This window comes from Streptomyces sp. NPDC090499, from assembly GCF_044769305.1.
Taxonomy (GTDB): domain Bacteria; phylum Actinomycetota; class Actinomycetes; order Streptomycetales; family Streptomycetaceae; genus Streptomyces.
In genome coordinates this window covers 1,480,175-1,501,708 of sequence record NZ_JBIVXP010000001.1, presented here as the reverse complement: position 1 = coordinate 1,501,708, position 21,534 = coordinate 1,480,175, and the positions used below count along the sequence as shown (strand labels likewise).

General features: G+C 72.6%; 18 protein-coding genes and 2 pseudogenes. 10 read left to right on the top strand and 10 right to left on the bottom strand.

Annotated features, from left to right (window positions below):
- Nucleotides 1-3 precede the first annotated feature (3 nt).
- The 4 genes from ACIQVL_RS06910 (at nt 4) to ACIQVL_RS06895 (ending at nt 5,292) form a co-directional block, all read left to right on the top strand.
- A complete protein-coding gene (locus ACIQVL_RS06910; RefSeq protein ID WP_403474633.1) occupies nt 4-2,208 on the top strand; it encodes a GTPase in 2,205 nt (734 codons plus the stop codon).
- Nucleotides 2,209-2,502: 294 nt separating this feature from the next.
- Nucleotides 2,503-2,982, top strand: a complete 480-nt coding sequence (locus ACIQVL_RS06905) for a single-stranded DNA-binding protein (RefSeq protein ID WP_403427508.1) — start codon at nt 2,503-2,505, stop codon at nt 2,980-2,982.
- Nucleotides 2,983-3,441: 459 nt separating this feature from the next.
- Entirely contained in the window at nt 3,442-4,917 is a 1,476-nt protein-coding gene (locus ACIQVL_RS06900) for a Cys-Gln thioester bond-forming surface protein (protein ID WP_403474632.1), read from the top strand.
- Nucleotides 4,918-4,941: 24 nt separating this feature from the next.
- Complete coding sequence (locus ACIQVL_RS06895; protein ID WP_403474631.1) at nt 4,942-5,292, top strand: hypothetical protein; 351 nt, start codon at nt 4,942-4,944, stop codon at nt 5,290-5,292.
- Here the strand turns inward: ACIQVL_RS06895 and ACIQVL_RS06890 are convergent.
- Nucleotides 5,289-6,362 (bottom strand): zinc-dependent alcohol dehydrogenase family protein, encoded by a 1,074-nt coding sequence (locus ACIQVL_RS06890; RefSeq protein ID WP_403474630.1) that lies wholly within the window; start codon nt 6,360-6,362, stop codon nt 5,289-5,291. The two genes, ACIQVL_RS06895 and ACIQVL_RS06890, sit on opposite strands and share 4 nt — an antisense overlap.
- Nucleotides 6,359-7,153 (bottom strand): ferritin-like domain-containing protein, encoded by a 795-nt coding sequence (locus tag ACIQVL_RS06885; RefSeq protein WP_403474629.1) that lies wholly within the window; start codon nt 7,151-7,153, stop codon nt 6,359-6,361. Before ACIQVL_RS06885 ends, ACIQVL_RS06890 begins: the two co-directional genes overlap by 4 nt.
- A gap of 142 nt (nt 7,154-7,295) precedes the next feature.
- Between ACIQVL_RS06885 and ACIQVL_RS06880 the strand changes: the two genes are divergently transcribed.
- Both ACIQVL_RS06880 and ACIQVL_RS06875 read left to right on the top strand, forming a co-directional pair.
- Nucleotides 7,296-7,793, top strand: coding sequence for a hypothetical protein (locus ACIQVL_RS06880; RefSeq protein WP_403474628.1), 498 nt, complete (start codon nt 7,296-7,298; stop codon nt 7,791-7,793).
- Nucleotides 7,794-7,953: 160 nt separating this feature from the next.
- Nucleotides 7,954-8,346 (top strand): hypothetical protein, encoded by a 393-nt coding sequence (locus tag ACIQVL_RS06875; protein WP_403474627.1) that lies wholly within the window; start codon nt 7,954-7,956, stop codon nt 8,344-8,346.
- A 164-nt stretch (nt 8,347-8,510) separates the two neighbouring features.
- Here ACIQVL_RS06875 and ACIQVL_RS06870 read toward each other — a convergent pair.
- Nucleotides 8,511-8,624, bottom strand: a pseudogene (locus ACIQVL_RS06870) (conjugal transfer protein TraS); the annotation flags it as partial.
- Between the two features lie 24 nt (nt 8,625-8,648).
- Here ACIQVL_RS06870 and ACIQVL_RS06865 point away from each other — a divergent pair.
- A pseudogene (locus ACIQVL_RS06865) lies at nt 8,649-8,955 on the top strand (hypothetical protein); the annotation flags it as partial.
- 12 nt (nt 8,956-8,967) lie between these two features.
- On the opposite strand, the gene ACIQVL_RS06860 reads toward ACIQVL_RS06865, so the two are convergent.
- Nucleotides 8,968-9,276 carry a hypothetical protein gene (locus ACIQVL_RS06860; RefSeq protein ID WP_403474626.1) on the bottom strand — a complete coding sequence of 103 codons (309 nt, stop codon included), beginning with the start codon at nt 9,274-9,276 and terminating at the stop codon, nt 8,968-8,970.
- A 406-nt stretch (nt 9,277-9,682) separates the two neighbouring features.
- Between ACIQVL_RS06860 and ettA the strand changes: the two genes are divergently transcribed.
- The 3 genes from ettA to ACIQVL_RS06845 are packed head-to-tail and all read left to right on the top strand — an operon-like array spanning nt 9,683 to nt 12,456.
- Complete coding sequence (gene ettA, locus ACIQVL_RS06855) at nt 9,683-11,347, top strand: energy-dependent translational throttle protein EttA (RefSeq protein WP_403427522.1); 1,665 nt, start codon at nt 9,683-9,685, stop codon at nt 11,345-11,347.
- A gap of 6 nt (nt 11,348-11,353) precedes the next feature.
- Nucleotides 11,354-11,767: an acyl-CoA thioesterase gene (locus ACIQVL_RS06850; RefSeq protein ID WP_403427524.1), complete on the top strand. Its 414-nt coding sequence runs from the start codon at nt 11,354-11,356 to the stop codon at nt 11,765-11,767.
- Nucleotides 11,764-12,456: a hypothetical protein gene (locus ACIQVL_RS06845; RefSeq protein WP_403427526.1), complete on the top strand. Its 693-nt coding sequence runs from the start codon at nt 11,764-11,766 to the stop codon at nt 12,454-12,456. Before ACIQVL_RS06850 ends, ACIQVL_RS06845 begins: the two co-directional genes overlap by 4 nt.
- A gap of 13 nt (nt 12,457-12,469) precedes the next feature.
- On the opposite strand, the gene ACIQVL_RS06840 is transcribed toward ACIQVL_RS06845, so the two are convergent.
- The 6 genes from ACIQVL_RS06840 to ACIQVL_RS06815 form a co-directional block, all read right to left on the bottom strand.
- Nucleotides 12,470-12,874: a globin gene (locus ACIQVL_RS06840; protein WP_403427527.1), complete on the bottom strand. Its 405-nt coding sequence runs from the start codon at nt 12,872-12,874 to the stop codon at nt 12,470-12,472.
- Between the two features lie 96 nt (nt 12,875-12,970).
- Nucleotides 12,971-14,683 (bottom strand): FHA domain-containing protein, encoded by a 1,713-nt coding sequence (locus tag ACIQVL_RS06835; RefSeq protein WP_403474625.1) that lies wholly within the window; start codon nt 14,681-14,683, stop codon nt 12,971-12,973.
- A 68-nt stretch (nt 14,684-14,751) separates the two neighbouring features.
- A complete protein-coding gene (locus ACIQVL_RS06830; RefSeq protein ID WP_403427530.1) occupies nt 14,752-16,092 on the bottom strand; it encodes a VWA domain-containing protein in 1,341 nt (446 codons plus the stop codon).
- A 139-nt stretch (nt 16,093-16,231) separates the two neighbouring features.
- The gene (locus ACIQVL_RS06825; RefSeq protein ID WP_403474624.1) at nt 16,232-17,650 is read right to left on the bottom strand and encodes a protein phosphatase 2C domain-containing protein; all 1,419 of its coding nucleotides are present in this window, start codon (nt 17,648-17,650) and stop codon (nt 16,232-16,234) included.
- Between the two features lie 3 nt (nt 17,651-17,653).
- Complete coding sequence (locus ACIQVL_RS06820; protein WP_403427533.1) at nt 17,654-20,170, bottom strand: tetratricopeptide repeat protein; 2,517 nt, start codon at nt 20,168-20,170, stop codon at nt 17,654-17,656.
- A 3-nt stretch (nt 20,171-20,173) separates the two neighbouring features.
- Entirely contained in the window at nt 20,174-21,499 is a 1,326-nt protein-coding gene (locus ACIQVL_RS06815; RefSeq protein WP_403427535.1) for a hypothetical protein, read from the bottom strand.
- Nucleotides 21,500-21,534 lie beyond the last annotated feature (35 nt).

Genomic DNA, 21,534 nt, shown 5'->3' with positions numbered 1-21,534 from the left:
CCGGTGACCGCCGTCACTGACCACGACCACACGGATCACATGGAACGCATGGATCACACCAGTGACTTCACCGGTGACTACGCCAGCGACTTCGAGCCCGGACCGGCCGCGTCGGACACCGCGCCGGACGCCGTAGGGGAGTCAGCACGGGAGTCCGTACGGGAGCCGGTACGGGAGCCGGTACGGGGCCGTGCGCCGGACGGCGACCGGCACCGGGACGAGGCCGGGAAGGACCTCAGGGAACCGAAGGAGCAGGCGGAGCACAAGGAGCAAGCGGGGCACAAGGAGCAGGTGGGGCACAAGGAGCGTACGGAGCACAAGGGCGCCGCCGAAGCTCCCGAAAATGCCGCGACTCCCGGAGCCGCGCAGGCCCCCGAGGCGACCGAGGCCGCCGATCCTGCCGCCGAGAGCGTCCCGCACGCACGCGTGCGGGAGCAGCGGGAGCCGGCCGACGACCGTCCGCCCGCCGGCGGCGACCGCCCGTCCTCCGCCGAGGACGATCCCGCCGCCGACGACGTCTGGGACGACGGCCTCATCGCCCGCCGGGTCACCGAGACCGCCAAGGCCGCCGTCCCCGTCGTGGAGACCCGCGGCCCGGGAGCCCCGGCCCCCGCCCCGCTCGCCTACGACGGCCCGCTGCGCTCCCGCCTCGACGCCCTGCGCGAACTCGTCGGCCTCTCCCGCACCCGCCTCGACAGCAACACCCTCGGCGAGGCCGGCCGGGTCCTGGACGAGGCGGCCACCCGGCGCCGGCTCTCCGGCCAGCACACCGTCGTCGCCCTCGCGGGCGCCACCGGCAGCGGCAAGTCCCAGCTGTTCAACGCGCTCGCCGGAGTCGCCATCTCGGAGACCGGGGTGCGCCGGCCCACCACCGCCGCGCCCATCGCGTGCAGCTGGAGCGACGGCAGCGCCGCCCTCATCGACCGGCTCGGCATCCCGGGCCGGCTGCGCCGCCGTCCCGTGCACAACCCGGAGGCGGACGCACAGCTGCGCGGGCTGGTCCTGATCGACCTGCCCGACCACGACTCGGCCGCCGTCCAGCACCGCGCACAGGTCGACCGGATCCTGAAACTCGTCGACGCGGTGGTCTGGGTCGTCGACCCCGAGAAGTACGCCGACGCCGTCCTCCACGAGCGCTACCTGCGGCCCATGGCCGGCCACGCCGAGGTCATGTTCATCGTCCTCAACCAGACCGACCGGCTGCCCGGCGAGGCCACCGACCAGGTACTGGACGACCTGCGCCGGCTGCTCGACGACGACGGCATCGCCCTCGGCGAGTACGGCGATCCGGGCGCGACCGTGCTCGCGCTGTCCGCGCTCACCGGCGACGGTGTCGGCGAACTGCGCGAGGTGCTCGGCCAGTTCGTGTCCGAGCGGGGCGCGGCGGCCCGCCGGGTCGCCGCCGACGTGGACGCCGCCGCGGCCCGGCTGCGGCCCGTCTACGCCACCGGCAGGCGCGCCGGGCTCACCGAGGAGGCGCGCGACGAGTTCGCCGGGCGGCTCGCGGACGCGGTCGGTGCCACCGCAGCGGGCGAGGCCGCCGAGCGGGCCTGGCGGCGCAACGCCAACCGGGCCTGCGGCACGCCCTGGCTCCGGCTGTGGCGCTGGCACCAGAAGCGCGGCGAGCCGCCCACCGGGCGCCTGCAGAAGGCCCAGCCGGAGGTGGAGGCCACCGCGCGGCAGCGCGTCGAGCAGGCGGTGCGCACGGTCTCCGAGCGGGCCTCGGCCGGACTGCCCGCACCCTGGGCGCAGGCGGTGCGGGAGGCGGCCGTACGCGGCGCGCAGGGCCTTCCGGAGGCGCTCGACGACCTGGCCGCGCGGGCCGGGCTGCCGCCGGGGCGGCCGCCGCGGCCGGGCTGGTGGCCGGTGGCGGTGCTCGCCCAGGCCGCGATGACGCTCCTCCAGGTGGTCGGCGGACTGTGGCTGATCGGGCAGATCGCCGGGGTGACGGCGCCCAACCTGGGCGTTCCGGTGCTGCTGATGGTCTCCGGGATCATCGGCGGCCCGCTGGTCGAGTGGGGCTGCCGGATGGCCGCCCGCGGTCCGGCCCGCCGGTACGGCCTGGACGCGGAACGCCGGCTCCGCGAGGCGGCGGCCGGCTGCGGACGGGCCCGGGTACTGGATCCGGTGGCGGCGGAGCTGCTGCGGTACCAGGAGGTGCGGGAGCAGTACGCGAGGGTGGCCCGGACGGGCGCCGGAGTCGGGTGAGGCAGCGGAGCGGGGCGGGGCCGCAGCCGGGGTTCGGGCCTGGCCGAGGCTCCGTCCGCGGGGACGGGGTCACTTGTCCGCGGGGACAGGGTCACTCGTCCGGGTGGTGGGGTTTTCCACAGGCCGGCGGTGGTCCACAGCGCTCGGCGGGCCCGCGCCGACGGCGGCAGTCTGGACCCACGGCGACCGCGACCGGCATCCGGGTGCGTGGTCGCCGCGGTGGACACAGCCGTACGGGACGGCCCGTACGCGGATCCGCCCGGCCGCGGCGGCCGGGCGAGGGAGGGGTTCGTGATGAACGAGACGATGGTCTGCGCGGTGGGCAACGTGGCGACGCAGCCGGTGTTCCGGGAGCTGGCGGCAGGTCCGTCGGCCCGGTTCCGGCTGGCGGTGACCGCGCGTTACTGGGACCGCGAGAAGAACGCCTGGACGGACGGCCACACCAACTTCTTCACGGTGTGGGCCAACCGGCAGCTCGCCACCAACGCGGCGACCTCGCTGACGGTCGGCGACCCGGTCGTCGTGCAGGGACGGCTCAAGGTGCGTTCCGAGACCCGGGAGGGCCAGCAGTGGGCCTCCGCCGACATCGACGCGGTGGCGATCGGCCACGACCTCGCCCGCGGCACCGCGGCCTTCCGGCGAACCGGCAGGCCGGACACGACGGCACCGGCACCACCGCGCCCGGAGCCCGACTGGGAGACACCGGCGGAGTCCCCCGACCCGCCCGCCCAAGCACCACCGGAACCGGTGGCGGCGGCGGTCGCTGCGCCGTGACGGAGCAGGAAGTGACTCCACGTCAAGGTCCGTCGGCGCGAGCCCGCCCGAACGGCGGCCGCCCGGCCGCCCGTTGACACTCGTCGACGCCCAGGGGCAGTCGGCGGCAGTCACCGGCAGCCACCGACAGCCGTGTGCGGGTTCCGTGGCGACTCCTGGTGATCTCGACGTCTCTTGACGCCCCTTGAGACCCATTGACGCCTCTTGACGTCTCCTGACGGCTTATCGGCAAATGCGCTCCGAAGTGCCCACCACCGCGACCTGGTGGATTTGTCGACAGGCCCTGCCCGTTCACGCCTCCGCGATAACGATTACGGATCGGATCGCTCATCGGACCATCCCACCGGGAAAGGGGGGTCCGGCTGATCCATAGGATGCCGGGCATGGCCCCTGGGGCCGCTGATTCTGCTGGTGGGACCACCCCCCGCGTCCAACGGGTCCTGCTCGAAGGGGAATTCTGTGCTCGCTGCGTTCTCTGGCCTCTCGGCGCCCCGCGCGTCCACCAGGCACTACGGCACCGCCGTGGCCGCGAGAGGCATGGTCCGCCTCGCCGCCGCGGCCCTGGTGTCCGGGCTGGTGGCCGCCGCCGCGCTGACCGGCGCCGGCCCGGCCGCGGCCGACGACGGGACCGCCCAGAGCCAGAGCGGTGCCACGGCGACCATGAACGGCCTGAAGACCTACGGCGAGGCCGTGGTCCACGGCGACAGTGGCGACGAACAGGTGGCCGCGGGCCTGTTCGAGATGTCCGTGGACGGCGGCGGCACGCTCCAGACGTACTGCGTCGACCTCCACAACCCCGCCCAGCGGGACGCCAAGTACCAGGAGACGGCGTGGAGCGGCACCTCGCTCGGCGCCAACAGGAACGCCGGCAACATCCGCTGGATCCTGCAGAACTCCTACCCACAGGTCAACGACCTCGCCGCGCTGGCCCGCAAGGCCGGTGCCGGCAGCCTCACCGAGCAGGACGCGGCGGCCGGCACGCAGGTGGCGATCTGGCGCTACTCGGACGGCGCGGACGTCGACGCCGTCGACCCGCAGGCCGAGAAGCTCGCCGACTACCTGGAGAAGAACGCCCGCGGCCAGAACGAGCCGCCGGCCTCGCTGACCCTCTCCCCGCCGGCCGTGTCCGGCCGGCCGGGCGGCCTGCTCGGCCCGGTGACGGTCCACACCAACGCGAGCACGGTCACCGTGGTCCCGCCGTCCGACGCGACCCTCAGCGGGGTACGGATCACCGACAAGGCGGGCAAGCCCGTCACCACCGCCCAGGACGGCAGCGAGCTGTACTTCAATGTCCCCGACGACGCGGCTGGGGGCACCACCCACGCGTCCAGCAGCGGGGGAGCCTCCGCCGAGCTGACGGTCCAGGCGTCGACGACCGTCCCCGTCGGCCGGGCCTTCACCTCCGGGAGCCGCAGCCAGACCCAGATCCTGGCCGGCTCCAGCGAGTCCACGGTCGCCGCGACCGCGAACGCCACCTGGGCGGCCCAGGGCGCGATACCGGCCCTGTCGGCCGAGAAGAACTGCGCCCGGAGCGGCCTGGACATCACCGCGGCCAACACCGGGGACAAGCCGTTCACCTTCGAGCTGGTGAGCACGGAGTACACCATCCCCGCCGCCGGCTCGCGGACGGTGACCGTCCCGCTCCAGGAGGACCAGGCCTACGACTTCACGATCACCGGCGCGAACGGCCTCGAACGCCGCTTCACCGGTGTCCTCGACTGCAAGACCCAGGGTGCCGACGCCGGCCTCGCCACCCAGACCCTCAGCGAGCCCAGCCCGGCCTCGGTGGGCGGCACCGCCTCCGACGTCAACCTGGCCGCGACCGGCGGCGACTCCGCGACCGGCGTCATCACGGGCGTGGCCATCGGCCTGGTGGTGATCGGCGGCGCGGTCCTGGTGATCCTCCGTCAGCGGGAGAACCAGCAGACCGACTGACTCCCGGACGGGCACTATGACGTCATGACCAACTCACCCGCGCCCCGCGGTTCGTCATCGGACTCCGTCCTGTCCCTGTGGTCGCACGACTCGGTGCTGTCGATCGGCTCGGTGGGCTCCGTGCTCTCCGTCGGGTCGATCGGCAGCGCCCTCTCGGCAGGCTCGATCGGCTCCGCCCTGTCCCTCGTCTCGGCCGGGTCCTGGCTGAGCACAGGCTCCGTCCTCTCCGCCAACTCCCGCTGGTCAACCCTGTCCTGGCGCTCCTCCCGGGCCTTCCGCTCGGCCGGCGAAGTCGGGGCTGTCGGGGCCGTCGGAACAGCCGGAGCGGTCGCGGTGGCCGCCCTCCTCCTGCACAGGGCCCTGCGAATTCGCTAAGCGGCCGTTTCTCCGTCCCGGCCGTCCTCGAAGACGAGAAGCGGCTTGGCGCCGTGGGCGGGCGCTTCGGCGAACGAGACGGCCTCTGCGAAGCGTTCGAGCGGGAACGGCCGTCCCGGGGGGATGCTCAGCACTCCACCGACGACGAGGCTGCGCACCTCGCACAGCGCGTCCAGCACCTCCGCGGGCGAGGCGGTGCCGAACCAGCGGTTCAGCCAGAACCCGCGGACCACCTTGGTCTCGTAGATGACCGAGCGCGCCGACACCGGGATGGTCAGCGCCGCCGGGTCGGTCTGCCGATGCGTGGAGAGCGCGCCGTAGACCATGGTCACTCCTCCCGGAGCCAGTGCCCGGGACACCTGGGCACCCACGTCGCCCGCGACGCAGTCGGTGGCCTTGCGCACACCGGCCGGTCCCGCGATCTCGGCCACCCGCCGCACCAGGTCCTCGTCCTCGGTGCAGACGACCTCGTCGCCACCCAGCGCCCTGATCTCGTCGACGGCAGCGCGCCGCCGCACCACGTTGATCGTGCGAATGCCCAGATACCCGGCCAGCTGGACGACGAGCCGGCCGACGGTGGAGCCCGCCGCCGTCTGCAACAGCCATTCACCGGGCTGCACGTCGAGCTCGCGCGTCACCAGGAGCAGCGCGGTCAACGGGTTGACGGCGAGCTGGCAGGCGTCGGAGTCGCTCAGCCGCCCGGGGACCGGCAGCAGCCGGTGCGCATCGGCGACGAGGTGTTCCTGCCAGGTGCCGTCGACCTGCGGTCCGGGCACCGCCGGGATCGCGACGTACACCACGCGCTCACCGATCCTCAGCCCCTCGGTGCCCGCACCGAGGGCCTCGATACGGCCCACGCACTCCATGTACCCGCCGACCGTGGGGAACCCGGGGGAGAAGCCGTAGCGCCCCCGCAGCACGTGCAGATCACTGGCGTGGACCGGCGTCGCCGCCACACGCACCAGCGCCTGGCCCACCCCCGCCGTGGGAACGGGCCGGGACTCCACCCGCAGCACATCGCCCGGCTCACCGGCCCTGCCGGCCACGAGCGCCCGCATGGACCGCGTCATGAGCGACCTTTCGACCCTCCCAGCTTGCGCTCCCGCCCGAGTGCTGTCATGTCGAAAGGAGCAGCGGAATCCCCCGCAAGGCTGGGGCCGGGCACCAGCACGGCGGAGACCACCCCGTGGGACGAGGCCATGACATCGCGCACGAACCGCAGCCGCCCGGTGCCGAGGCGGCGCAGCGCCGCTCCGTGGTCCGCGGCGACGACGACGCAGACGGCGAGCAGAAGAAGCCGCCACAGGGCCATCACCGGGCGGCGGGCGGCGGGCGGCAGCTCCGCCAGGGAGGAGTGCAGCCGCTCGCAGTGGAACGGTACGTGACGCTCCTCGTCGGACAGGATCCGCCCCGCCACCTCCGCGGTGAGCGCGTCGTCGGTGCCGTCGCGCAGGGCCCGGTAGTAACGCAGTGCCACGACCTCCGCGATCATCAGCACCAGCAGCTCCATGCGCAGGCCCATGAGACGCCGCAGCCGTACGAAGACCGCGTCGCTCCAGTGCCCGCTCAACGTCGGCACGCCCCCCGCGGCCAGCAGCCGGGCCAGCAACCGGGCGTGGCTCTGTTCCTCGGCGACGAAGAGCCGGACCGCCGCCCCGTAGTCGGCGTCGCCGGCCTGGTCCGCCTTGCCGATCAGGTTGGCGCCGTCACCGTCCTCGCCGACCTGGAAGCGCTGGATGCTCGCCCACACCGCCGGATGCAGCGTCGCGCCCCGCCCCCAGTCCGGATCACCCTGGGCACGCCTGCGCGCACGCTCGTCCTCGAACCGCACCGTCCACCCGGCGAAGCCGCCCGTACGCACCCGGTCTCCCCTCTCCGGAACACGCCCACCGTGCCCCGGAGAGGGACGACGCAAGCCGGCACCGAAGCGTTCCGCGGACAGCCCGGTGTCGGTGCCGACTGCTCTACTTGAGCCCAGAACCCGGCGACCGACGGAGACCGACATGGGCGTGCTGTACGACTACTTCCGCGCAACCGACCACACCACGGCGGTCGACCAGGCCGTCGGGCCCGACGGCGACTGGCTGCGCGGCACGCCGCTGGAGGAGTCGGGCGCGGACTGGATCGACGCGAAGGGCCTGGACCCGAACATCGTCCTGGGCAAACTGGTCGCCTACGCCGAGGGCATACCCTTCACCGATCAGCCGGACACGCCGGCACTGATCTGGCCCGAACCGCCCTACCCCCAGGGCGAGCCCACCGACCCCGACTCCCCCTGGACCACGGGCCTGGTCCTCCAGCAACTCCCCGACCGCTGGCGGGACATCCTTGCCGACCTCCCCGAGGACGCCGTCCCGATGGTGGCGGCCCAGTGGTACGACACCGAGGAGGCCGGCTTCGCCGACTACCTCGACGCCAAGGACACCGTCGGCACGTTCACGGCCCTGGCCGTCCGGGCACGGACGGCGGGCGACCACCTCTACTGCCGTTGCAGCCTCTGAAACCGCCCGCCGAAAGCGCCGGCGTCCAGGAGGCCCGACGCGTGGAAATGCCGGAGCGGCGCATACCTGCCGTGTTCGCGGGCGGCAAGGACCGCCAGACCTGAGCAGAGCGGGTTCGACGAGACGTACCCAGGCCACCCAAGAGCCGTATCGTGCCTGCATGTTCGAGACGATCCGATGGCGCTGCTACGTACACGCAGCCGACCGCCGTGGTGCCGGACGAGTGGTCGGCCACATCGAGAAACTGTTGCCGTGCCCCGTCGAGATCGTGGGACATGAGCGTTACTGGAAGTTCCCGGAGCTTGCCGAGGTGCGGCTCGTGACCCCTCTCGTCCGCCCCACCCCGGAGCAGGCACTGCTGACCACTCTCCAGTGGGCCTGGACGATTGCCACACCGTGGAGTCTCCTCAACCCCGAATCGGGCACACACCAGGAGTTCGAAGGCATCGCGTCCGTCAACGCCGGTGCAAGATTCAGCGTCGCCGGCGTCGAGTGGATGGAGTTCACCATCTCCGATCGTCACGAGGACACCACCGTGGACCCCCAGACCTGACCACCGACGTCCCAAGACGCAGCCGGCCCGTACGGCTCCGTCTCAGCGAGTGTCCAACTGGGTGACACCGCGAACGGACAGCGGCGAACGAGCGCGAACTTCTACGGACCCTCAGCGCAGGCGAGAGACACACCAGCCCAGGGCAGCGCCCCCACCCAAGTTGCTTCGGCGCCGAAGCCTTTGCCGCAGACCTCGAGACAGATGCCGGCCGCGCGGCCGAGCCGGGTGACCATCTCGTCGCGGCGGTCTTCGTCCTTGCCGGTGACGATGAGGAAGAGCGGACCGAGGACCCCACCGACGGGATGCCGTGGCCGGCACTCCGGGCATCCTTCGACGCCTACTCCGCACCCCAGGCAGACAGCTGGGTCGCCATCGCCCTCCGCACCATCTCACCCGCACTCGCCGCGGACACCTCGGACGAGGTCTGGGCCTGGCTCCACGACGACCGCGCCGAAAACCCGCCGAGCCCTGCTGCGTTTTGAGGCCTGCACCGTGTCAGTCACCCAGGCCAGTACCCGCATTACCTGGACGATCCGGCCGGTGGTCTTCCTTCCACTGGCTCATCGGCACGACGAACAACTTCCCCTCTGCGCACAGGCCTTCAGGCCCCCGCTCCCCAGGTCAGTAACGAAGGCGAGCCTCGGCCCCGTCGATGCGCAGCCAGCAGTCCTTGAACACCTGCAGCAAGGACCGCCCGCCGCCGACCGGAACCAGCGTGAGGTCCAAGTCGAGCAATGGCTTCACCGCTGCAGCAGTCCGAGACCCATCTGGATCCGGACCCCTGAGAGCCGCCAGAGCCTCGAACAGCGGCCTCACGCACTCCCATCCCGGCCCCGGCACGAAGCGCGCCAAGAAGAATGGCTGGTCACAGCCATACTCACTCAGCTCACCGAGCAGGATGTCCCCCTGCAGAAGCTGCCACTGCGCCACGAAGTTCCCCCGTCCTCGACCGCTCAGTCGAGAACGCATCCTCGCAGCGCACAACCATCTGACCAAGCACGTCATTCTGAAACGATCAGTAAGTGCACCCCTGTCCGGTCGGCAGGGAGACGCGAGACGGTGCCAGGGCAAGCCCCGGTCCCCTTCCCGTGTGCTGATCACTGGGAGGTTCCACTCAGTGATCACCTCTGGGCCGTCCCTGGACCGCCCCCGGGCCGTCCGAGGCTCCCCGTGGTCACTCGACAGCGACCGGCAGTGACGGACCGGTCGCTGTGACCGCCGGTGAAACCCCAGGTCACAGGCCCCGGACCAAACGGGTTAACACCCGAGGCTGGACGTCGGGCAAGATGGGGTGTATCTGCCCACTGCCAGATTTCAAGCTGCCGGACGGTTTCTCTTGGCTGAGTTCATTTACACCATGCGCAAGACGCGCAAGGCGCACGGCGACAAGGTGATTCTCGATGACGTCACCCTGAACTTCCTGCCGGGGGCCAAGATCGGCGTCGTCGGCCCGAACGGCGCCGGTAAGTCGACCGTGCTGAAGATCATGGCGGGGATCGAGCAGCCGTCCAACGGCGACGCCTACATCTCGCCGGGGTACAGCGTCGGCATCCTCATGCAGGAGCCCGAGCTCAACGAGGAGAAGAACGTCCTGGAGAACGTCCAGGAGGGTGTCGCCGAGGTCAAGGGCAAGCTCGACCGGTTCAACGAGATCGCCGAGCTGATGGCCACCGACTACTCCGACGCGCTGCTCGACGAGATGGGCAAGCTGCAGGAGGACCTGGACCACGCCAACGCCTGGGACCTCGACGCCCAGCTGGAGCAGGCCATGGACGCGCTCGGGTGCCCCCCGGGCGACTGGCCGGTCACCACGCTCTCCGGTGGTGAGAAGCGGCGTGTGGCGCTGTGCAAGCTGCTGCTCGAAGCCCCCGACCTGCTGCTCCTCGACGAGCCCACCAACCACCTCGACGCCGAGTCGGTGAACTGGCTGGAGCAGCATCTCGCCAAGTACGCCGGCACCGTCGTGGCCATCACCCACGACCGGTACTTCCTGGACAACGTCGCCGAGTGGATCCTGGAGCTCGACCGCGGGCGTGCCTACCCGTACGAGGGCAACTACTCCACGTACCTGGAGACCAAGGCCACCCGTCTCAAGGTCGAGGGCCAGAAGGACGCCAAGCGGCAGAAGCGGCTCAAGGAAGAGCTGGAGTGGGTGCGGTCGAACGCCAAGGGGCGGCAGGCCAAGTCCAAGGCCCGTCTCGCGCGGTACGAGGAGATGGCCGCCGAGGCCGACAAGATGCGGAAGCTGGACTTCGAGGAGATCCAGATCCCGCCGGGCCCGCGTCTGGGCAACGTCGTCGTCGAGGTCGAGAAGCTGAACAAGGCCTTCGGCGAGAAGGTCCTCGTCGACGGCCTCAGCTTCACGCTGCCGCGTAACGGCATCGTCGGTGTCATCGGCCCGAACGGCGCCGGCAAGACCACCCTGTTCAAGATGATCCAGGGACTGGAGACGCCGGACTCCGGTGACATCAAGGTCGGCGAGACCGTCAAGATCTCGTACGTCGACCAGGGGCGCGCCAACATCGACCCGAAGAAGACGCTGTGGGAGGTCGTGTCCGACGGGCTCGACTACATCAACGTCGGCCAGGTCGAGATGCCGAGCCGGGCGTACGTGTCCGCCTTCGGGTTCAAGGGCCCGGACCAGCAGAAGCCGGCCGGCATCCTCTCCGGCGGTGAGCGCAACCGCCTCAACCTCGCGCTCACCCTCAAGCAGGGCGGCAACCTGCTGCTCCTCGACGAGCCGACCAACGACCTCGACGTGGAGACGCTCTCCAGCCTGGAGAACGCGCTGCTCGAGTTCCCCGGCTGCGCCGTCGTCGTCTCCCACGACCGCTGGTTCCTCGACCGGGTCGCCACCCACATCCTCGCCTACGAGGGTGACTCCAAGTGGTTCTGGTTCGAGGGCAACTTCGAGTCGTACGAGAAGAACAAGATCGAGCGGCTGGGACCGGACGCCGCGCGTCCGCACCGCGCCACCTACAAGAAGCTGACCCGGGGCTGATCGAACTTGCGCCATCTCTACCGCTGCCCCCTGCGCTGGTCCGACATGGACGCGTACGGCCATGTCAACAACGCGGTCTTCGTCCGCTACCTGGAGGAGGCCCGGATCGACTTCCTGTTCCGCCCGGACAAGGAGTTCAAGCAGGGATCGGTGGTGGCGCGCCACGAGATCGACTACAAGCGGCAGCTCGTCCACCGGCACCACCCGGTCGACGTCGAGCTGTGGATCACCGAGATCAGGGCCGCGTCCTTCACCATCACCTACGAGGTGAAGGACGACGACCTGGTCTACGTACGGGCCTCGACGGTCGTCGTGCCGTTCGACTTCGACGCCGGACGGCCGCGCCGGATCACCGCCGAGGAGCGGGACTTCCTGGAGGAGTACCGTGACGACGACAAGGAGGAGGCCGTCGCCGCATGACGGTGCTCCACCTCGCTGACGACGGGGAGGCCGCGGACCTCGCGGCCTTCCTCTCCCGGCTGCTCCACTACGACCGCTCGGCCGCGGTACGGCTGCAGGCGGCCGGCACCGCGCTCGCCGTCTTCGGCCGCCCGCCCTCCTTCGAGGTGCTGGCGATCCGCGCGGTGCGGCTCGCCAAGCCGTACGAGGACGGGCTGGACGTCACCCTCGACGTGACCGTGTCGGCGGGCGAACTGCTGGAGTCGCTGGACGAGCGGGCCGCCACGGCCGCCGTACCGAAGCCGGTGACCGGGCCGCCGTGGGCCGGGGTGCTGCCGCCGCGCGGCGGCTGGCAGGCCGAGCCCGGGCTGCCCGCGCCCCAGGCGCTGCGCGCCACGGTCTCCGCCGCCGTCGGTGAATTCCGGTCCCGTACCGAGGAGTTGGCGCCGGACGGCCGAACCCGCGCCGCGCTCGACCGGATCGGGCGGGACATCTGGTCCCGGACCGTCGGCGGCACCCGGCTGCCGGTCCGGGCCGTCCACGCGGCGCAGTCACTGGGCTTCCTGCGCCCGCGCACCGAGCCGGGCGGCGAGCAGGGCGACGAGGCGGTACTGCTCTCGGCGGGGGCCTGGCTGCGGCTGCGGACCCCGTTCGGGTCGATCGCCGTACGCCGGGCGGGACTCGGGGCGCTGGACGTCAGCGTCCGCTGAGCGCCGACGGCGCTCAGTCGGGGGTGTTGACCATCGAGGCGGCCGCGTAGGTGAGGTAGTTCCAGAGCTGCTCGCGGTGCTCCTCGGAGAGGCCCAGCTCGTCCACGGCCACCTGCATGTGCCGCAGCCAGGCGTCGTGCGCCGCCCGGTCCACGGTGAACGGCGCGTGCCGCATCCGCAGCCGGGGATGGCCGCGGTTGTCGCTGTACGTCGTGGGACCGCCCCAGTACTGGATGAGGAACAGGGTGAGCCGCTCCTCGGCCGGTCCCAGGTCCTCCTCGGGGTACATCGGCCGCAGGACCGGGTCCTCGGCGACGCCCTCGTAGAAACGGTGGACGAGCCGACGGAAGGTCTCCTCCCCGCCGACCTGCTCGTAGAAGGTCTTCTCCTGAAGCGTGCCGCGCCGAATCTCTCTCACCCGTACATGGTCTCAGACGGGGTGGCCGAGGACTCAAGGCTTAGGACCCGGAGCGCGTGCGGGGACGGGCCCGCGCCCCCGAGGGGGCGCCGCGGCTCAGCCCCGGCGCACGGTGATCGTCGTCCAGGCGCCCACGTGCACCCGGTCACCGTCCTGCAGCGGCACCGGGACGAACGGCTGGATCGGCTCCTCGCCGCCGTTCACCGTCGTCCCGTTCGTCGAGTTCTGGTCGACGACCGCCCAGCTGCCGTCCGGCTGCTGGACCAGGACCGCGTGCTGGTGCGAGACACCCGGGTCCTCCGGCGGTACCGCCAGGTCGATGTCGGGGGTGTCGCCGGTGGAGTGCCGGCGGCGGCCGATGGTGACCTGGTTGCCGGTGAGGGCGCGCTGCTGCTCGGGGGAGTACGCGGGCAGGTTGAGGCCGGCCGCCTCCGGGCCCGAGCGCTGCATCATGGCCATGAAGTACTCGCGGTCCGGGCCGATCGTCGCCGTCCAGGTCGCCGGAGCCTGCGGCGCCTGCGGGAAGCCGGGGCCGGGCGGGGCCTGGGTGGCGCCGGGCTGCGGATAGCCGTAGCCGCCCGGACGGGCGGGTGCGCCGGGGCCCGCGGCCTGGCCCGGCGGGGAGATCACCCAGTCGTCGTCACCGCCACCGAAGGACGGGCCGCCGGCCGGCGCCCTGGTCTCCTGCGGGAAGCCGGGCGGCGCGGGCGGGGCCGACTGCTGGAAGGCGCCGGGAGCGCCGCCGGTGGTCGCACCGGGGCCGCCGGGCGGCGGAACCGGCGGCCGGGACGGGTCCGAGCCACCGAACGGACCGCCGGCGGGATCACGGGTGTAGGGGCCGGAGGCCTGGCCGGCGCCGGGCGGGGCACCGAAGGCGGACGCGCCGCCCGGGTTCTGGCCGGGGGCGCCGCCGAACGGCGAGGACGGGGCACCGGGGCCGCGCTCGCCGCCGTAGGGCGGGGCAGCGGACTGGCCGCGGTCGCCGCCACCGAAGGCGGGCGGGCCCGACTGGCCGCGGTCGCCGCCACCGAACGCGGGCGGACCGGACTGGCCGCGGTCGCCGCCGAAGGCCGGGGGACCGGACTGACCTCGGTCGTCGCCTCCGAAGGCGGGCGGACCGGACTGGCCGCGGTCGTCGCCTCCGAAGGCGGGCGGACCGGACTGGCCGCGGTCGCCGCCTCCGAACGCGGGCGGACCGGACTGACCTCGGTCGCCGCCCCCGAAGGCCGGAGGACCCGAGGGGCCGCGGTCGGTGCCGAAGGCGGACTGGCCGCCGCGCTCGCCCGCGAACGGCGTCGGGCCCGAGGGCTCGCTGCCGAAGGACGGGATCGGCTCGGCCGGACGGTTCACCTGGGAGGGGCGCGAGCCCTGGTACTCGTACGAGTCGCCGCCGCCGAACGACGGCGGGGCCGGCGGCCGGAAGGTCGGCGCGGCCGGGCCGCCGCCCGCGGGCGGGCGCGGGGCGGCCGGGGTGTACGAGGTGGCCGTGTTGGTCAGGAAGTTCCAGCGGCACTCCTCGCAGAACGGCGCACCGCCCTCACGGGGCGTGCGGCACTGCGGGCACAGCTCCGGCTCGGCGGAGTTCGGCACGGCGGACAGATGCCGGCCGCCCCCCATCGGGCCGCCGGCCATCGGGCCACTGCCCATCGGGCCGCCCGCCGGGGCGCCGGACGCGGGCGGCGGGAAGCCGTAGCCGCCCGCGGTCGGCGGGGGCGGGGGCGGCGGAGGTACGGCACCGGCCATGCGGTGACCGCACACCTCGCACCAGTCGTCGGAACCCGACTGGTGTCCGTTCGGGCAGGTCGGCATGGCGGGCTTCCCTCTCTGTCAGGATCGTCCTGAGCCTGTCTGGGTGGTCCTGCGTGTGGACTGTCAGATCACTTCTTTACACGAACAGTCTTTGTGGACCTTGTTTCGAGAGTCATCTCGTCGGCCTCCTCGACCTTCGCCTTCAGTCGCACAGTACCTGTCGTGGCGTCGACCACGTCCACCACCTTCGCAAGCAGTTTCGCAGTATCCGCGTTCCCGGAAGCGCTTGCCAACTGAACGGCACGACCCAGTTTGGCCGTTGCCCCGTCCATATCGCCCGCTTTGCGGAGATCCAGACCCTGTTGGATGGCTTGTGCCAGTTCGGCCTGGCCTGTGTAGTGGGCGACTTGGGGGCTGATGGAGGTCGAGGCGACCATGTCGTCCGTCCACACCGCCCTGATCAGACCCTGTGCACCGAGGTTCTGGACGCTGCCCCCGGGCTGCGGGACGACCAACGAGACACGCGCGGCCAGCATTTCCTGGCCGAGGCCGGCCGTGGGGACCTCCACGCAGACGTGGTAGTCACGCGACTCGTCGCCCCAGGAGCCGGTGGGGTAGTCCCCGGCGCGCGGCCCGGCCTCGGTACGGCGGTCGGTCAACTGCTCCACCGTGGGCGCCACTTGCTTGACGAACTTGATGGTCGTGCCGACCGGGGTCCACAGCCGCAGCGCGACGTCCGCGACCTCCTTGCCCATCGCCGTCTCCATCATCTGCGTGAAGTCGGCGGCCAGACCGGTGGGGTCGGCGACTATGTCGGCGGTGCCGAGCAGCGCGGAGGCGATCCCTGTGACTTCTTTCACTTCCCAGTCGGTGCCGACACCGCGCGCGTCACACGTGAACCGCCCGGCGCTGGAGTCGAGGGCGGCCTTGAGATCCTCCGGCGCCTCGTGCTCGTTGCGGCCGTCGGTGAGCAGGATGCCGTGCCGGATGGTGACGTCCGCGGAGGACAGGAGCCGGTCCGCGAGCCGCAGCCAGGTGCCGATCGCCGTCCCGCCGCCCGCGCTGAGCCTGCGCAGCGCCTGCTTGGCCTGCTCCCGAGTGGAGCGGTCGGCCACCGCGAGCCGGCCGCCGCCCGGGTAGACCTCCTTGGCCACGTGCGTGCCGCCGATCACCGCGAAGTGGGTGCCGTCGCGCAGGGTGTCGATCGCCGCCGCGGTGGCGTCCCGGGCGTTGCGCATCTTGGTGGGCGGGTAGTCCATCGACCCCGAGCAGTCGACCATGATCGCCACCCCGGCGGCGGGCCCCTGCCCGGGGGCGTACGACGCGCCGACCGCGCTCCCGACGGTGCCCCCGCCGGTAGCCGTCACCGTGACGATCGCGTTGACCTCGCGGCCGCCCTCCGGCAGGTACTCGTTCTGGTACACGTCCACCGAGAACTGCGGCACGCTCGATTTCGAGAAATTGGCCATGACTGCTCTGGTCCCCCTCCACCCCACGCGTGGTGGGTGCTGACGGTGTGCGGACCGGTCCCCTCCGGTCCGCCGGTACTGCCTCGTGCGACGCTTCCCTGTACGTCTCTTCCCCGTTTGCGGCCGTTTTGCGGCGGCCTCAGGCGGATCCTGCCCCCTCAGGCGGTTCCGGGAACGGCAGCAGCGCCACTGTTACGTTGTCGTGGCCCCCGCCGTCCAGGGCGTGGCCGACCAGCACCCGGGCCGCGTGCAGCGGTCGTACGTCCGCGTCGGCGGGCACGATCTCGGCCATCTCCTCGGCCGTCTCCGCGTAGTTCCACAGGCCGTCGGTGCACACCACCACCACGCCGGGCCGGTCCGGCTTGAAGGAGGCGGTGTGCGGCTCCAGCTCGTAGGCGTCCGCGCCGAGCCAGCCGGTGATCGCGTGCGCGCGCTCGTCGGCGTACGCCTCCGCCTCGCTCATCAGGCCCGCGGCGACCATCTGCGCGGCCCAGGAGTCGTCCTCGGTGAGCCGCGCCGCCGGGGCGCTGCGGTCCACCGGCACCCAGTAGACGCGGCTGTCCCCGACCCAGCCGACCACCAGCAGGCCCGAGGCGACGATCGCGCCGACGATCGTGCACGCCGGGGCGTTCTGGTGCGGGGTGTGCTCACGGGCCGAGGGGGGCTCCTCCGCGAGGGCGTTGACCGCCTGGGAGGCCGCGACGATCGCGTCGTGCAGCGCCTGCTGCGGATGGGTGCCCTGCTCCAGCGCGGCCACCAGCGCCTCGCCGGCGGCCCGGGACGCGGCCATGGAGGCCTCGTCGGGCCGGGTCGCCGAGGAGACGCCGTCGCAGACGACCGCCAGCGCGGCCGGGGTGCCGTCGGGCAGCGCGGTGTGGCCGACGGTGAACGCGTCCTCGTTGCGATGGTGGCGCAGCCCGCGGTCGCTGACGGCGGCCACCGGGCCCGACTCCTGCTCCATGTGGTCGCGCTCGCGCGGCTGGGCGTGCCCGCAGTTCTCGCAGTAGCCGTCGTCGTCGACCCGGCCCGCGCGGCAGGCCACGCAGACCTTCGGCAGCTCGGTGGTCTCGGCGGTGCCGGTGGTGTCGGCGGCGCCGGCCGTCCCGGCCGGTTCGGCGGCGGAGGCGGCCACCCGCGGGTCCGGCGCCTGCAGCGGGTAGTCGTCGTCCGGCTCCGGCGGCCGGTCGAACCGCACCCCGGAGGCCGGCGACACCGGCGAAGCGTGCGGGGGCGCGCCGTGCGGCGGCGGGGCGGCCGGCGAGCCGTGCGCGGGCCGCGACACCGGCAGCGGCTTGCCGCCCGAGTCGGTGCCGGGCAGGTCGGTCGGCAGATGCGGTGCCGCGGGCGTACCGGAGCTCTCCGGCTCGGGCGGGGGCCAGTCCACGCCCGAGGATCCCACACCGGCGGCGCCCATGGTGAGGGTCGGGTGGTCCTGCGGCGCGGCGGGCACGGCCGACAGGTCGTACCCGCACGCACCGCAGAACAGGTCACCCGATTCGAGCGGCTCCGCGCAGCTCGGGCACTTCGCCGGTGCGGCCTGCTGGGGCATCTGCGACATCAACTACACCCACGTCCGGGGGCGGTAACGGTTGGCCCGTTCCACCAGGTCGATCCTCTCCTCACCGCCGGCCGCCAGTCTGGCCAGCGTGCGGTACGAGCGTTCCAGGCCGAAGCGGAGGCCCCGCTCGTCCAGACCGCTGCCCAGCAGCTCCCGGCCGCCGACGACGGGCTGGGAGTCCTGGCCTCCGGAGAGTATCCAGTCCAGCGCGCAGCCGAGGACTTCCGCCGACAACTGCTCGCGCCGGGCCGGATCCAGACCGTACGCGTCCAGCGCCTCGATCTGCCCGGCGGCGGCCGTCAGATCGTCCAGGAACGGCGTGTCGTCGGCCGCCGCCGTCCGGTGCCGCAGCCGCGCCCGTACGGCCGCCACCCGGGCCGCCGTGTAGTGGATCGAGGCCTCCGGCACCGACTCCAGCGTCCGTACGGCACCCCGCCGGTCCCCGGCCGCCAGCTGCACCCGGCCCAGGCCGAACGCGGAGCTCACGAAGCCCGGGTCGGTCGCCCACACCAGCCGGTAGTACTCGGCAGCGTTGTCCAGCTGGCCGAGCACCTCCGCGCACAGGCCGAGCGCCAGCTTGGGCGCGGTCTCGCCGGGAAAGGCGTCGTAGATCGCGTCGAAGGACAGCGCCGCGCCCTCGAAGTCGCCGGTGACCAGGCCGGCCATCCCCCGGCACCAGACCACCCGCCAGTCGTCGGGCCGCTCGTCCTCCAGCCGGCCGAGGCTCACCAGCGCGGCCTCGAAGTCGCCGTTCTCCAGCCGGGCGCGGATCATCCGCAGCTCGGTCTCGACCGTCTGCGCCGGCGCCGCGGCCAGCGCGCTGAGCAGGCTGACCTCGCCGACCAGCGAGGTCGACAGGCCGGCCAGGAAACCGGCGTTCGGGTCGCCCTGGTCGACCAGCGGGACCGGCAGGGCGAGCGCGGCGGGCGCGGTGGCGACGGGCCGGACCAGCGCCGGGTCGGCCGGGGCCGCAGCCGGTCCCGACGGGTCCAGCGCGAGCGTTCTGGAGGCCACCTTCCGCCCGCCCAGCCGGGACACGTCCCCGTCCAGCTTCGGGAACAGCTCGGTGTCCGTGACCTTCACCTCGGGCCCGAACAGCGTCGACAGCGCGGGCCGGGCCGTGCCGGTCTGCACCGAGACCACCTCGCGCAGCACACCGGTCAGCTGCTCGGCCATCTCCTGCGCGGAGGCGAACCGGCGGGCCGGGTCGGGGTCGGTGGCCCGGACCAGCAGCCGGTAGAACGACTCGTACTGCCGGAACACCTCGATGTTGTCCGGGTCGGGCAGCGAGTCCACGAAGACGGTCGTGTACCCCTGGAAGTCGAAGGTGAGGACCGCGAGCGTCCGGCCCACCGTGTACAGGTCGGAGGCGACGGACGGGCCGACCTCGGCGACCTCGGGCGCCTGGTAGCCGACCGTGCCGTAGATGGCCGACTCGTCGTCGTCCATCCGGCGCACCGCGCCCATGTCGATCAGCTTGAGCTGGTCCTCGGTCTGGATGGCGTTGTCGACCTTGAAGTCGCAGTACAGCAGGGAGCGGCTGTGCAGGTGGCCGAGGGCTTCGAGGGCCTCGATGCCGTACGCGCACGCCTGCTCCACCGGCAGCGGGTCCCGGCGGCCCTCCGGGGTGCGGCGGTCGTTGGCGATCTCCTTGAGGGACTTGCCGCCGACGTACTCCATGACGATGTAACCGTCGAGGGAGCCGGTGCGCTGGTCCAGGTGCTCCACGAAGTTGTAGATCCGCACGATGTTGGCGTGCTCGATCTCCGCGAGGAACCGCCGCTCGGAGATCGCCGCGGCCATCGCGTCCTGGTCGCCGGTGTCCAGCAGGCCCTTGAGGACCACCCAGCGGTCCGAGACGGCCCGGTCCACCGCGAGGTAGATCCAGCCCAGGCCGCCGTGCGCGAGACAGCCCACGACCTCGTACTGGCCGTGCACCACGTCGCCGCCCTTGAGCTTGGGCACGAACGAGTACGGGTTGCCGCACTTGGTGCAGAACCCCTCGGTCCGCCCCGGCCGCTCCCCGCGGGCCCGTCCGACCGGCGCCCCGCAGTCCGCCCGCGAGCAGAACCGCTTGCGCTCCGGCACCTCCGGGTTCTCCAGGACCATCTCGCGCGGGTCCGGCTTCGGCACCTGCGGCACCGTGACCAGACCGGCGCCCAGCCGGCTGCGCCCGGACGTGCTCGCCGAGGAACCGGAGCTGCGCACCGACACCGAACGGCCCGTCGACTTCCCCGACAGGGACCGCGACAGCCGTCCGGAGACCGAGCGGCGCGACTTCGACGACTGCGACGACGTACGCGAACTGCTCCGGCTGCTGCGGCTGCTGGAACCCGAACTCCCGCTGCCCGCCGAGCCCCTGCCGCCCGCCGTGATTCCGGTGGGCGGCGAGCCCACCATCCCCTTTGCCGAGACGACCGGGGCCAGACCACAGGTGTCGCAGTACAGCTCACCGTCGCCGACGTCCTCGTACGTCCCCTCGCAGTCCGGCCGCTGGCAGCTGTCTCCCGCCTGACTCACGGCTTACTCCCCCCTCCGGTCCTCGGGCCCGCTCTGCTGCGGCACCCGCGGCGCCCCCAGCACCTCGGCCACCGACTGCTGATAGCGCAGCACCGCCTGCTCCGCGACCCTGAGATCACAGGGCGCACTCCACAGCATCCGCCGGGCCGCGTCGTACCGCTCGACCAGGAACGGGTCCTCGGCCAGCCCGTGCCGGGCCACCTTCGCCTTGTACGCGTCCAGCCGGCCGCGCAGCTCCGCACGGACCGCGAGCGGCGCGGTGACCGCCGTCAACGACTCACGGGCGCGCAGCAGTTCGTCCTCCGCCTTCTGCTCCAAGGACTCCAGGAGCGGCGACAGGCGGTGCCACTGGGCCCCCCGGCGGTACTCGGCGGCCGTCGCCAGCTGCTCCTGCAGCACCGTCGGCGGGCCGCTGACCACCGGCACCTCGGTCGCCGCGATCTTCGCAAGGACCTCACCGCGCGCGGTGCGCGCCTCGGCGAGGGTGCGGTCCGCGCGGGACAGCACGTCCCGCAGCCTGATCAGCCGGGCCTCGGCGTCCTGCCGTACCGTCAGCACGGCGTCGATCTCCCGCCGCACCTCCTCCAGCGCCCGCGCCTCCCGGTCGTACACCGTGGTGTCGGGACGGCCGCCGCCGGGCGCCGAACTCCCCGGCGCCGGAACCCAGAACGCCAGCGGATCGGAGACCACGTCCGCGCGGAGCCTCGTCAGCGTGCGGGTGATCCGCTCCAGGTCGTCGCCTGCCGGGTGCTCGCCGGGGCGCACTCCGACGGAGTGCGCCAGCGTGCGGGTGCGCTGCAGCTCGGCGGCGAGTAAATCGATCCGCGCGGGCAGCGCCGACCACACCGCGTCGGCGGTGACGACCATGTCCAGCGAGGTCGCGTACAGCTCGTTCATCCGCTCGACCAGACCGGACAGCGAGAACCGCTCGCTGAGCCGGCCGGCCGCGGACAGCAGCGTCGGCGCGTTCGCCGTCGCGGTCGCGCTGCCCGCCACCGTCACGGACTCGCCGCGCAGCAGCTCGGTCAGCTCCACCAGGTCCTCACGGCTGGACCAGCGGCGTCTCGCCCTGATCTCCCGGGCGGAGCGCAACGCGTCCGTGTAGGCGTCGAAATACGCCCACAGCAGGGTGATCGAGGCCTCGGCGGACGCCCACCGCTCCCGGGTCGTCCCGGTCAGCTCGGCGCCTTCGAGGAGCCTGCGGCCCGCGTGGTCCTGCAGGGCGAGCAGCGAGGTCTCGATCGCCTCGTGCTCCGCGCCCAGCCGCGCCAGCGCACGGTCCACCTCGTCCCGGTCCATCACCGGCCCGGCGGGGTCCGTGACGCCCATCGATCACCTCTCGCTTGCTCGTCGGGGCTGGGCCT

Excerpts from the sequence above, each read along its gene's own strand:
- ACIQVL_RS06905 (WP_403427508.1), top strand. The coding sequence starts at position 2,503 with ATGAACGAGACGATGGTCTGCGCGGTGGGCAACGTGGCGACGCAGCCG.
- ACIQVL_RS06895 (WP_403474631.1), top strand. The coding sequence starts at position 4,942 with ATGACCAACTCACCCGCGCCCCGCGGTTCGTCATCGGACTCCGTCCTG.
- ACIQVL_RS06890 (WP_403474630.1), bottom strand. The coding sequence starts at position 6,362 with ATGACGCGGTCCATGCGGGCGCTCGTGGCCGGCAGGGCCGGTGAGCCG.
- ACIQVL_RS06880 (WP_403474628.1), top strand. The coding sequence starts at position 7,296 with ATGGGCGTGCTGTACGACTACTTCCGCGCAACCGACCACACCACGGCG.
- ACIQVL_RS06875 (WP_403474627.1), top strand. The coding sequence starts at position 7,954 with ATGTTCGAGACGATCCGATGGCGCTGCTACGTACACGCAGCCGACCGC.
- ACIQVL_RS06845 (WP_403427526.1), top strand. The coding sequence starts at position 11,764 with ATGACGGTGCTCCACCTCGCTGACGACGGGGAGGCCGCGGACCTCGCG.
- ACIQVL_RS06835 (WP_403474625.1), bottom strand. The coding sequence starts at position 14,683 with ATGCCGACCTGCCCGAACGGACACCAGTCGGGTTCCGACGACTGGTGC.
- ACIQVL_RS06830 (WP_403427530.1), bottom strand. The coding sequence starts at position 16,092 with ATGGCCAATTTCTCGAAATCGAGCGTGCCGCAGTTCTCGGTGGACGTG.
- ACIQVL_RS06825 (WP_403474624.1), bottom strand. The coding sequence starts at position 17,650 with ATGTCGCAGATGCCCCAGCAGGCCGCACCGGCGAAGTGCCCGAGCTGC.
- ACIQVL_RS06815 (WP_403427535.1), bottom strand. The coding sequence starts at position 21,499 with ATGGGCGTCACGGACCCCGCCGGGCCGGTGATGGACCGGGACGAGGTG.